An 11907-nucleotide genomic window follows, 5' to 3' on the forward strand; every position below is an offset into this window, starting at 1 on the left:
CAATGAGCCGCAGCGAATCCCGCACCAGAGTCATCCGCGTTGATCAGGAAGGTCATCGCGATTCCCGGGCCGACATGGTGGCCACCGAAGAACCGCTCGAAATCCGGGTCAACGGCCGTCGTCTCGCCGTGACAATGAGGACGCCGACCGAGGACTTCTCCCTGGCCGCCGGGTTCCTTCTGAGCGAGGGTGTCATCACCGACGGCAAACAGGTCTCATCCATTCGGTACTGCCGCAAGGACTTCGGCCCAGGAGCCGAGGACGGGGACAACACGGTCGACGTCGTCCTGCACAAGTGGGTCCTCCCGCCGTTCCACTACCAGGAACGCAATGTTCTGATGTCCAGCGCCTGTGGCATGTGCGGCCGAACGAGCATTGACCAGGTGCACCAGAAGTCTCTTTTCCCCGTGGCCGAGGACCCGATGCGTCTCTCGGAGGACTTCGTTCTGGGGATGCCGGAGACCCTGCGGGCCAAACAAAAGGTCTTCGACCGCACGGGCGGACTCCATGCGGCGGGCTTGTTCGACGGACAAACCGGCGAACTGGTCTCGATCCGGGAGGACGTGGGCAGGCACAACGCCGTGGACAAGGTCCTGGGCCGGGCACTGCTCGACGGAAAACTCCCCCTGAGCAACCACGTGCTGATGGTTTCCGGGAGGGCGAGTTTCGAACTCACCCAGAAAGCCGCGATGGCGGGCATTCCGATGCTGGCCTCCGTCTCGGCGCCGTCCTCCTTGGCCGTCGACCTCGCAAAGGACGCCGGTATGACTCTGGCCGGCTTCGTGCGCGGCAACCGCTTCGTCATCTACAGCGGGGACCACCGAGTGGTACCTACTGCGGAACTCGCCTACCCGTAGGTGTCCCGGGGGCCGCGGCCCCCGGGTGCCACTCTGCGTCCTTTGCGCCAGCTCGGAACGTTGGGTCCGAAGACGCTGATCTTGGTCACGATCCCCGGGCCGAGTTCGGTCTCGAAAGTGTGCATGAGTTGTGCCGTCATGGTGCGCAGGATGGTGGCGTAATTGGTCGAGTCGCACCGGATCACGACCTCGGAGTTCTCATAGTTCTCCGGCGTCGAGTGCGCGGCGATCGAGGGGCCCACAATGTCCGACCAACGTGCCAGGACGCTACTGACCGCAACGGGTTCTTTCCACCCGCGTGAGGCGATCATGTGATCGAGCACGGATCCGAGACCCTGTGGGTCCCGCGAGGATTTGCCAGGCCCCGTATATCCTCCGAGGGTGCGCGGGTCCCAGCCCTCTTCACGCCAACGCCTCTTCGTCGATGTGCCGGGCTCGGCGGAGACGACGTCGCCGAAGTCGTGGATGATCTTCTTGGCGGCATTTCCCGTCAGCCGCCCCTCGCCCCTCTGCTTCGCAGCGGTGCGCAGGCGTTGCAGGAGCGACGCCGGGGCATCGACGCGATTCTGTTCCATCGAGCGACGGGCGCTCTCTCCCCTGGGATCGTCGGACCGGAATGAGCTCACGAGGATCCCTCGCCTTCCGGCGGATCAATGTCGCCCTCGGACCCCCGATCGGTGTCGGTCGCCGTGACATCGCCGACGACGACGGCCTGGCCCGGCTCGACTCGCACAATCCTCCGGGCGGAATCCAATTCTTCGGGAAGGTCCTGTTCGACCGCACACGTCACAAGGACTTGTTCGGCGCCGGATACGATGCGAGCCAGCCGAGAACGACGCTTGGCATCGAGCTCGGCAAAGACGTCGTCGAGAATCAGGATCGGAGACGCCGTGGGATCCTCGTGATCCGCTTGGTGGAGATACCAGGATCCGAGCCGCAAGGACAACGCGTAGGACCAGGTCTCTCCGTGAGAGGCATATCCCTTGGCGGGAATATCTCCCAGCATGAGTGCGATCTCGTCCCGGTGCGGACCCACGAGACTCATTCCGCGCTCGATCTCGTCGGTCGCTCGCTCTTCGAGAGCCGACTCCATCATGGACCCCAATTCCGGGAGCGGAATACGAGCCAGGGACACGATGTCCGAACCGTCCCGGGGTTCCAGCGCGGAGGATTCGTAGACGAATCCGAGATCCTTGCCCCCGTCGGTCAGCTGCCCGTACGCGTGGTCCGCTTGCGGCAACAGGGCAGCGAGAATCTGAAACCGCGCCTGCATGATGCGTGAACCCAGGTTGACCAGTTGTCCGTTCCAGACGTCGAGCGTGGCCCGTTCGTCGTCGCTCAGTTTCCTGCCCGGACCCTGTTTGCGCAACGACTTGAGCAACGCGTTCCTCTGGCGCAGGACTTTCTCGTAGTCCGCGCGGTATCCACCCAGAACGGGGCGAAGAGAAACCGCAAGGTCGTCCACGAAACGGCGTCGTCCGGCAGGGTCCCCTTTGATCAGATCGAGGTCTTCCGGCGAGAACAGGACCGTCTGGCATATGCCCAGCGCCTCCCGAACCCGCACGGGGGCGGCACGATTGATGCGTACCCGATTCGCCTTGCCAGGAGTGATTTCGAGTTCCATGACGGTCTGCTGGTGTCCCCGGACCACCCGAGACCTGATATACGAACGGTCAGCTCCCACTCGGATGAGCGGGGAATCGTTGCTGACTCGGTGGGAGGCCAGGTTTGCGCTGTAATCGACGGCCTCGACGATGTTGGTCTTGCCCACACCATTCGGGCCGACCATGACGGTCAGCCCGGTGGTCAGCGGGAGATCCAGGAACCCATAGGTCCTGAAGTCCATGAGCGAGAGGTGATCGATGTACACCTCGCGGCCCCTTTATTGGTTGGGCAGGCGTACTGGCATCAGCAGATAACGGTAGTCCCTGCCGTCGTCGCCCTCGAGGTCGTCCTGAGCCGACATCACCGCTGGTTTTGGCGGCGTCGTGAACGAGAAGCGCACGTATTCGCTGTCGAAAGCGTGAAGACCTTCGCTCAGGTAGACCGGGTTGAAGGCAACCGTGATGTCGTCGCCGTCGAGTCGGGCATCAAGGATTTCGTTGGCCTGGGCGTCTTCGCCGGTTCCGGCGTCAAGCGCAAGCTGTCCCTGCGAGAACGCGAGGCGAACGGGCGTGTTTCTCTCCGCGACCAGGGACACGCGGCGTACGGCCTCGACCAGTTCGGAGGTCTTCACGACGGCGTGGATCGGCGTCTGATCGGGAAAAAGAGACCGGATCTTCGGGTACTCGCCGTCGACCAACAGGCTCGTGGTGCGTCGTCCGCCGGATTCGAAACCGACCAACTCGTGGGAATCCGAGAGCGCAATGTTCATTTGGCCAGCATTGCCCAAGGTCTTGGCGACCTCACTGAGGGTCTTGGCCTTGATCAGGGCAGCGGTGGAGATATTCGGATCGGTAGGTTCCCAGGTGAGTTCCCGCATCGCGAGACGGTAGCGATCGGTCGCCAACAGGGTCATGGTGGATCCCTCGATCTCGACCCGGACACCGGTCAGGATCGGGAGGGTGTCGTCTTTGCTCGCCGCGACGATGGTCTGCGAAATCGCGTGCGCGAATGCTGCGCCGTCGATCGTCCCCGAGATCTCCGGAAGTGCCGGAAGCTCCGGGTATTCGGAAACCGGCATGGCAGCCAGATTGAACTTCGAGGAACGGCACGTGAGGTAGACCTTCGAGTCCCGCGTTTCCAGATCGACAGGTGCTGAAGGCAATGAGCGGCAGATGTCAGCCAACAGGCGGCCGGAGACCAGGGTCTCGCCTTCTTCCTGAACCTCAGCAACGATGTTCAATTTGGCAGAGGTCTCGTAGTCAAAGCTCGCAATGGAGACTTCGTTGCCGGAGGCCTTGATCAGAAGACCCGACAAAACCGGCACAGGAGGACGAGGTGAGAGGGAGCGAGCCGTCCATGTGACGGCTTCAGCCAGTACGTCTCGGTCAACTGAGAATTTCACGTGCGCGAAGTCCCTCTCTCGAAAATGGTGGATCCTACGACAGAGCCTACCGGAGACGAAGTCTCCATAGGATTCTTGTAATTACCGATTCTCTGGGCGGTCCGGTGGTCGAACCTGGTCCCGCCGGCAGGCCCCGGAATGAAACTTTGTTATTTGGAATGATCTCTTTAAACGATGGGTAGTGTTAATAACCCGTGTGGATACTGTGGATAACCGCCTCGATCCGCACCAGGATGCCATCGAGTCTGTAGAGAATTTGTGGTTTAAATCGAGGTCCCCGGTGGAGCCGATGTGAAGAGCTTCGGGCGCTCTGACAGCGACTCCACAGCACCGGCCCAACTGTCCACTTATGCTCCACAGAAAAGGGGCTATGTTCCACAGGGTTTTCCACAGGTGTTAATAAACAGGCTCTGGGGCGGTATTCCGCGGAACTGTGGACAGAAGTCAGCCTTCGCGCTGGTGTTGCTTGATGCGGTTGGTCAGCTCGGTGACCTGATTGAAGATCTGCCTGCGTTCGGCCATGAGCTTCCGGATCTTGCGATCGGCGTGCATCACGGTCGTATGATCGCGGCCCCCGAATTCCTGGCCGATTTTCGGCAGGGACATGTCGGTCAGCTCGCGGAGCAAATACATGGCGATCTGGCGGGCCGTCACGAGTGTCCTGTTGCGAGACTTGCTGCGCAGCTCTTCCAGAGAAATCTCGAAGTAGTTGGCGGTTTGGCCCAAGATCGCGGACGCGGTGATCTCCGGGACGCTGTCATCCGTGATGAGGTCCTTGAGCACCAGTTCCGCCAACGGAAGATCGACGCGTTGCTTGTTCAGCGAAGCGAAGGCCGTGACCCGGATTAGGGCGCCCTCGAGCTCGCGGATATTCGTGGTGATGTTGGAGGCGATGTATTCCATGACGTCACCGGGCGCATCCAGATTCTCGTTCTGGGCCTTCTTCCTGAGGATCGCGATGCGGGTCTCCAGCTCAGGTGGCTGGACATCCGTGATCAGTCCCCATTCGAAGCGCGACCGCATACGTTCTGCAAAGCCCGAGAGCTGTTTGGGCGGCAGATCCGAGGTGATCACGATCTGCTTCTTGTGGTTGTGCAGCGCGTTGAACGTATGGAAGAACTCTTCCTGGGTGTGCTCCTTGCCCGCGAGGAACTGGATGTCGTCAATGAGCAACAGGTCGACATTGCGGTAGATCTGCTTGAAACTCGATCCCTCGTCGTCGCGGATGGAGTTGATGAAATCGTTGGTAAATTCCTCGGAGTTCACATACCGAACCCGGTGATTCGGATAGAACCGCTTGGCGTAGTGGCCGATCGCGTGCAGAAGGTGGGTCTTTCCGAGCCCGGAATCCCCGTACACGAACAAAGGGTTGTACGCGCTGGCCGGATTCTCCGCCACGGCCAGAGCCGCGGCATGAGCAAAGCGGTTGGACTGACCGATCACGAAGGTGTCGAACATGTACTTGTCGTTCAGACGGGCCGAGCTGTCCCATTCGATATCACCCTGAGAACGCTCATATGATTCCCTCGGAATATCTCGCTCCTGGGCGGGCGGATCGACCCGGGGAGCAGGCAACTGGACCTCATCGCTGTGTGCTCCGGAGGCGAGATCCGTGGACTGCCTGTCCAGAGGCGACGTGTGCGACGAGGCATGTCCGCGCTCGGCTTCGAGCTCATTGATTGGTGGGATCGGTACGCCGGAGACGGTGACCGAATTCTTTTGATTGAGCGACGGTTCGTGCTGAGGAGCGCTTCCAGCCGACGCGGCGGCCGGGGCGGCGTCGTTGTTCCTGGAATCGGCCCGGGGCTGCTCGGCAGCGGCGGGCGAAGCCGTCGACTGCGGTTCGGAGACATCCATCTCCGGATCGATCACGAAGGCTTCCGTGATGTTCTCTCCGAATGACGTCGAAATCGCGTCCTTGAATGCCTCATGGATATCCGACTGGAAGATCCCGCGGGTGAACTCGTTCGGGACAGCAACGATGAGCGTCGTTCCGAAAAGGCCTTGGGGCTTGGCGAGGGGAAGAAAAGCACGCAAGCGGCGGGCGATGGCGGCGTTTGCCTGGAGATCAGCAATGCAGGCGTCCCACTGGGCCTGGATCTCGTTGTTGCCCTGAATGCTCACTGTTCTCCTTGTAATCGAGGGGGACATCTGACACAGCCTTCGCGACATCCGCGAACCCTGCGCCCGGTCCGGCAGGACGCGGAAACAGCAGAGAATGATGATGTCCAGGCTGCTCATCCACGGGCTGTACCCAAGTTCTCCACATCGTTCTCCACAGCTGTGGATAATGTGGATAACCGTGGATGGCTCTAGCTAGCTTAGGACATAAATCTGGGCGTCTGACGCTCGAATTCGCGGGAAACTGTAATCACAGGTTTGTAGTTTCCCGTCATCCCGCGGCCTGTGGGCCGGCAAAAAATTTTGGGATTATCCACAGCTGTGTATCGAGTCGAATGCACAACGTGGTGGGTCCGGCGGAGCGATGAATCGCGTGGCATGACTCGAAGGTGTTCTTCGTCGCTGGACGTCGGTCCGCGGGGCCCGGGACTTGACCACCAGCTCGGTGTGCTCGTATTGTTTGTTAGTCGTCTGTGCGTCGGATTATGCCCGCGTGCCCGATTCCGCCGTCTTCTGAGACCCGGAGGGCAGCAGAACTCCGACGGCGCAGCAGAACCGAAAGCGCCTGCCTCGTGTTCCTTCGCATGAACATCGCCCGCAAGGTCCCCTGAACGGGCAGGCCCGAACAAACAGTCTTGGAGTTACCACAGTGAGCAAGCGGACTTTTCAGCCGAATAACCGCCGTCGTGCCAAGAAGCACGGCTTCCGTCTTCGTATGCGCACCCGCGCCGGCCGTGCCATCCTGGCGAACCGCCGTTCCAAGGGTCGCGCTTCCGTTTCGGCCTAACCGACTCCCCTCTCGAAGGGGCGTCTCCTGAGTCATGGTCACCTCCGGGGCCGAGACTCAGGTGCCATCCGGTTTCGCGTTGAAGGAGCCATGACGTGCTGGCACAACAGCACCGAATGAGGACGTCCACACAGTTCTCAATGACTACACGTTCCGGCGTCCGAAGCGGACGCCGGAACTTAGTTCTATATGCGAGCCGATCAGAGAGTTCATCTCCCAGCATCGCCGGATTCGTGGTGTCGAAAGCCGTGGGCAACGCCGTCGTGCGCAACAGGGTCAAGAGAAGACTCCGCGAGTTGGCCGCAGAATCCGTGCGGGAGAAACCGAACGGCCTCGCGTTCGTCGTCCGGGCGTTGCCGGCGTCAGCCGATGCCACGTGGGACGATCTTGCCCGCGACTACCGCAGCGCACGCCGCAGTCTCCGGAAGAAGCTCGGTGAACCGGATCGCGAAGAAGGCCGTGAACACTCGATCATCGGCGCACGTGATGAACAGTGAACACGGAATGAGCCAGAATCCGCCGGACAAATCCCCGGAAGAGCGTCTCGCATCGGCACCGAGAGAGTACGTGCACCCGGCTGGATGGGTTCAGGCCCTGTGGACTTTTCCTCAAAATCTCGCGATCGCGTTCCTCAGAGCGTACCGACGGATCATCTCTCCCCTGTACGGAGATGTCTGCAGGTATTTTCCGACCTGTTCGGCCTACGGGCTCGAAGCGATCGCCGTCCACGGTCTCGTCCGAGGAACCGGTCTGACCGTGAGACGATTGTTGAGGTGTCACCCCTGGGCAACCGGAGGTGTGGACCCCGTGCCCGCCGGTCGGCGCATATTCGCGCCGGGACGCGAACCGAAGATCTTGCTGTTGAACCATCCGCCAGAAGCGGAGAACACGATGCCCCACCAGCCTCGGGGCTAGGAGTCAATTCCTGATGAATCCAATCGACATCATTCTGTGGCCCTTCAAATGGATCGTCTCCGCGGTCCTGTGGGTCTTCCACAGTTTGTTCACTGCCATTGGCATGGATCCGGCCTCCGGTTGGACGTGGGTCCTCGCCATCGTGTTCATGACCTTCGTCATGCGTATCCTGACGGTCCCGTTGTTCCTGAAGCAGATCAAATCCATGCGCGGAATGCAGGAGCTTCAGCCCGAAATGGCCAAGATCCAGGCCAAGTACAAGGGAAAGAAGGACCAGCTGTCCCGCCAGGCCATGGCACAGGAACAGATGGCCCTGTACAAGAGCAAGGGAGCCAATCCCCTCTCGTCGTGTTTCCCGATCATTGTGCAGATGCCCGTGTTCTTCGGACTCCTGCAGGTTCTCCGCGGGGTTCCCGCGGCCTCGGGAAATCACGAAGGAATCCTGGTCCTTTCGGCCAACATGGTCCACCAGTTCAACGACGCCTTCATCCTCGGCGCGCCCCTGTTCTCGACGCTGACTCATCCGGGCAACGGTAACCACACCAGCACGATTGCTCTGGCCATCATCATGATCGTGGCCATGTCCTTGAGCCAGTTCATCACCCAGCGGCAGCTCACGGCCAAGAACATGAGCGCTCAGGCCAAGGAATCCCCGATGTATCGGCAGCAGCAGATGCTCATGTATCTGTTCCCGATCATCTTCGCCGTGGGTGGCATCAACTTCCCGCTCGGTGTGCTCGTCTACTGGACCGTCTCGAACTTCTGGGCCATGGGTCAGCAGTGGTGGGTCATCCGCAACAATCCCACGGCCGGTTCCCAGGCCGAGAAAGAGCTCAACGAGCGTCGGGAGGCCAAAGGCCTGCCTCCCGTGGGAAAGAGCCGCGAGGAACACGAAGCGGAGCTCGAAGCACAGCGTGAGCGCGCCCAGGGCGGTCAGCGGAACCAGCCGGTGAGCAGAAACCGGCAGAAGAAGAAAAAGAAGAACTAGTGGGCGTGCGGCGGCTCGGAGTGTTCCATGCCGTCCACGCCGTATGCAGCTCGTGCGAGGTGCACTGAGCGGTCGAATCGATGACTGCGCCGGCTCACCGGTGCGGAGCAGGAGAACCGATGGTCGAACAGAACGAGGAAACGCCGGACCGGGCCGGGACCCAGGAGCGGACGGATGAACTCGGCACCCGGGACAACGCTGTAGAGCCAGAAGCCACGCCGACCGAGACCACGGCAGAGGAGTCCACCGAAGGGAACGACGACGATGTCGTTTCCGATGACGACGAGGTCAGCGGCGAAGACGAGAGCGAAATCGCCGCCGATTATCTCGAAGAGCTTCTCGACATCGCGGACCTGGACGGTGACATCGACATCGAGGTCCGCCAGAACCGCGCGTACATCTCCGTGGTGACCGAGGAGAACGACGAGGACTTGGAACTGCTGGTCGGCCGCGGTGGTGAGGTTTTGGACGCTCTTCAGGAATTGGTTCGCCTCTCCGTGTTGGCGTCCACGGGCCAGCGGTCGCGTCTGATTCTCGACGTCGCGGGGTACCGGGACCGTCGGGGAGATGAGCTGAAGACCATGGCGGAGGACGCGATCGCCTCGGTCAAGGATTCGGGCAATGCGTACCATCTGAAGCCGTTGAGTCCGTACGAACGCAAGATCGTCCACGACATCGTGGCCGAGAACGGATTGCACTCCGAGTCCGAGGGTGAGGGATCGAAGCGGCACATCGTCATCTCGGTCGGGGCAACAAAGGACGACGCCGTCGAGGGTGACGCGTGAGCTCAGAGAAGATCGAACTGTCCGGTGAAGACCTCCTCGCGGCGACGTCAGTGTTCGGAGATCGGCTTCCCCTGGCCGAGCGCTATGTTGATCACCTGGCGACCAGCGGCATCGAACGTGGCCTGATAGGCCCCAGGGAGCTCCCCCGCCTCTGGTCCAGGCACGTTCTCAACTGCGCTGTGGTCCAGGAGCTGATCGGGCAGGACCAGCGTGTGGCCGACGTGGGTTCCGGTGCGGGTCTGCCCGGTCTGTGCCTGGCCATCGCCCGACCCGACCTCGACATCACGCTCATCGAACCCCTCGAACGCCGGATCATCTGGCTCGACGAGGTGATCGAGGATCTCGGGATCGAGAACGTCGATGTGCGGCGCGGGCGTGCTGAGCAATTGGTCGGTGACATCGACGTCGACGTCGTAACCGCCAGGGCTGTATCGGCTCTCGTCGGGTTGCTGGATATTACGCTGCCTCTGTTGCGAGGTACTGGCCAACTCTTGGCCCTGAAGGGCAAGTCGGCCGAGGAAGAGATCCAGAAGTCGAAGAAGAAGCTCGACAAATACGGGGTGAGGTCCGCAGGGATCGTCACGGCCGGGGATGATGTCCTCGAACAACCGACCACAGTGGTCCAGGTCAGCCTCTGAACGACCTGTGGGGTTATGCGCCCGCTTCCTGGGACGGGGGCCCGCTCCGTGGAGGGCGTTTCATCCATAAGACGGGATTGTGCCACTTCCTTAAAGCCTGAACGGGTACCCTGGATTGATGTGTAATCAAGCATCGGATCGTGAAATGGAGACCTGGTGGTAGGAAGACATAGGGCACCCGACGACGGGATGCCACCCAACCCACAAGATCAATCCGAAACGGTTGTTCCGGACCAGGGACGCCATGTTTCACATAAAACGATCGATTCCATCACGTCGCGGATCGCCATATCGGACCGCCTCAAATCCCCCGTTGCGAGAGAGCTAATGAACGAGAAGAAGCGCTGGAAGCAGTTGGCCAAGCAACCGGTTCCCCGTCCCGATCACACGCGAGTCCTGACCATCAGCAACCAAAAGGGCGGAGTCGGCAAGACGAGCACTGCGGTCAACCTGGCGGCTGCCATGGCGGATCGTGGCTTCGAGACCCTGGTCGTGGACATCGATCCACAAGGCAATGCGTCGACCGCTCTGAATATCGAACACGGTATGGAAGTGGACTCGACCTACGACGTGCTCATCGAGGGCACTCCCGTCAAGGACGTCGTTCGGCAGTGCCCCGATTACCCCAACCTGTACTGCATTCCGTCGAATATCGACTTGGCGGGAGCCGAGATCGAATTGGTGTCACTCGTGGCCCGGGAACAGCGGCTGGACCGTGCCCTGCGGGAATATGCGGAGGCACGTGAAGAAGCCGGACTCCCCCGCCTGGACTACATCTTCATCGATTGCCCACCTTCCCTGGGCCTGCTCACGATCAATGCCTTCGTGGCTGCAAAAGAGGTCTTGATACCCATCCAGTGCGAATACTACGCACTCGAGGGGTTGAGTCAACTTCTTAAAAATATTGAATTGGTTCAAAAACATCTGAATCCCACGCTTCGTGTCAGCACGATTCTCCTGACGATGTACGACGGTCGAACCAATCTGGCTTCGCAGGTCGCAGAGGAGGTCCGGCAGCACTTCCCGGACGAGGTCCTGAATGCCATGATTCCCAGGTCTGTCCGGATCTCCGAAGCTCCGAGTTACCAGCAGACCGTGCTGACGTACGATCCTCAGTCCACAGGTGCACTTTCCTACCTCGAAGCAGCGGTAGAAATAGCGCAGCGCGGAGCGAATTGACCCTGAACCGATCTGGATTCTGACTCCATCGGGAACTTGCGCGCGGCATGGTACTGATCCCGAGGGGACATTCATCGTTCGTAGACTCCCCTGGGACCACCCCAAGAGTGGGTGATCCTTTGCGAGTCCGAGCCAAGGACGGCAAACGAACTGCGTCTCAGACCAGAGCGTGCTAGTTCGAGGTACTCCGAATGGTCTCGGACCGTCGACGTTTCACGTGAAACGGTCAGCGAAGAGGAGATACTCCGACTCTACGATGGTGCGGACATGAATGCACCGTGTCTCTCTCCCTTTCGACGCTGTTGGCGACGCCGTCGTTTCACGTGAAACGGCCTCCGAGTGGACGCGGCTACGATATCCGCGATAATTGGCCGCACTTCCGATCTACGAAGGCAGGGGCCATCCAGGGAGAACCCGTGCCGGAATGGATAGCGCTTCCGGGCTTGTGTTCGTTGGCTTAGGAAGTCTGAGGTAAAAACTCCCCGTTTCACGTGAAACAGCGCCGCCGAGAACGAAAGTCGAGTATCGACTTCGACGCAGGAAAGAAATTGGACGATGCGGAGGGTCCCGCAGGCCAGAACGCTCGCCAATGGCAGAGGCAAGTTTGTGACCCCTGAGCCACGACCGGCC

General features: G+C 60.6%; 12 protein-coding genes. 8 read left to right on the forward strand and 4 right to left on the reverse strand.

Annotated elements, in window-relative coordinates; translation table 11 throughout:
• Positions 1-2: 2 nt before the first annotated feature.
• Positions 3-857, forward strand: coding sequence for a formate dehydrogenase accessory sulfurtransferase FdhD (gene fdhD, locus AB0Y14_RS07975; protein ID WP_436588644.1), 855 nt, complete (start codon positions 3-5; stop codon positions 855-857).
• On the opposite strand, the gene AB0Y14_RS07980 is transcribed toward fdhD, so the two are convergent.
• The 4 genes from AB0Y14_RS07980 to dnaA all read right to left on the reverse strand — a co-directional run bounded on the left by AB0Y14_RS07980 (position 848) and on the right by dnaA (position 5988).
• Complete coding sequence (locus tag AB0Y14_RS07980) at positions 848-1483, reverse strand: DUF721 domain-containing protein (RefSeq protein ID WP_436588645.1); 636 nt, start codon at positions 1481-1483, stop codon at positions 848-850. The two genes, fdhD and AB0Y14_RS07980, sit on opposite strands and share 10 nt — an antisense overlap.
• The gene (gene recF, locus AB0Y14_RS07985; protein ID WP_436588646.1) at positions 1480-2727 is read right to left on the reverse strand and encodes a DNA replication/repair protein RecF; all 1248 of its coding nucleotides are present in this window, start codon (positions 2725-2727) and stop codon (positions 1480-1482) included. Before recF ends, AB0Y14_RS07980 begins: the two co-directional genes overlap by 4 nt.
• A gap of 12 nt (positions 2728-2739) precedes the next feature.
• A complete protein-coding gene (gene dnaN, locus AB0Y14_RS07990) occupies positions 2740-3864 on the reverse strand; it encodes a DNA polymerase III subunit beta (RefSeq protein WP_436588647.1) in 1125 nt (374 codons plus the stop codon).
• Positions 3865-4308: 444 nt separating this feature from the next.
• The gene (dnaA, locus tag AB0Y14_RS07995; RefSeq protein WP_436588648.1) at positions 4309-5988 is read right to left on the reverse strand and encodes a chromosomal replication initiator protein DnaA; all 1680 of its coding nucleotides are present in this window, start codon (positions 5986-5988) and stop codon (positions 4309-4311) included.
• Between the two features lie 646 nt (positions 5989-6634).
• Here dnaA and rpmH point away from each other — a divergent pair.
• From rpmH to AB0Y14_RS08030, 7 genes are all read left to right on the forward strand, one after another.
• A complete protein-coding gene (rpmH, locus tag AB0Y14_RS08000; RefSeq protein ID WP_129315980.1) occupies positions 6635-6772 on the forward strand; it encodes a 50S ribosomal protein L34 in 138 nt (45 codons plus the stop codon).
• A gap of 95 nt (positions 6773-6867) precedes the next feature.
• On the forward strand, positions 6868-7269 hold the full coding sequence (rnpA, locus tag AB0Y14_RS08005; RefSeq protein ID WP_436588650.1) for a ribonuclease P protein component: 402 nt from the start codon (positions 6868-6870) through the stop codon (positions 7267-7269).
• Positions 7259-7687: a membrane protein insertion efficiency factor YidD gene (gene yidD / locus AB0Y14_RS08010; protein WP_436588848.1), complete on the forward strand. Its 429-nt coding sequence runs from the start codon at positions 7259-7261 to the stop codon at positions 7685-7687. The genes rnpA and yidD overlap by 11 nt, the downstream gene beginning before the upstream one ends.
• A 13-nt stretch (positions 7688-7700) precedes the next feature.
• Complete coding sequence (gene yidC / locus AB0Y14_RS08015; protein WP_436588651.1) at positions 7701-8675, forward strand: membrane protein insertase YidC; 975 nt, start codon at positions 7701-7703, stop codon at positions 8673-8675.
• Between the two features lie 119 nt (positions 8676-8794).
• Positions 8795-9460 carry a protein jag gene (locus tag AB0Y14_RS08020; RefSeq protein ID WP_436588652.1) on the forward strand — a complete coding sequence of 222 codons (666 nt, stop codon included), beginning with the start codon at positions 8795-8797 and terminating at the stop codon, positions 9458-9460.
• A complete protein-coding gene (gene rsmG / locus AB0Y14_RS08025) occupies positions 9457-10098 on the forward strand; it encodes a 16S rRNA (guanine(527)-N(7))-methyltransferase RsmG (protein ID WP_436588654.1) in 642 nt (213 codons plus the stop codon). Before AB0Y14_RS08020 ends, rsmG begins: the two co-directional genes overlap by 4 nt.
• A 327-nt stretch (positions 10099-10425) precedes the next feature.
• Positions 10426-11277 carry a ParA family protein gene (locus AB0Y14_RS08030; RefSeq protein WP_436588655.1) on the forward strand — a complete coding sequence of 284 codons (852 nt, stop codon included), beginning with the start codon at positions 10426-10428 and terminating at the stop codon, positions 11275-11277.
• Positions 11278-11907: the final 630 nt, after the last annotated feature.

The sequence above is a fragment of the Rothia sp. HC945 genome (genome assembly GCF_051370785.1).
GTDB lineage: Bacteria > Actinomycetota > Actinomycetes > Actinomycetales > Micrococcaceae > Rothia.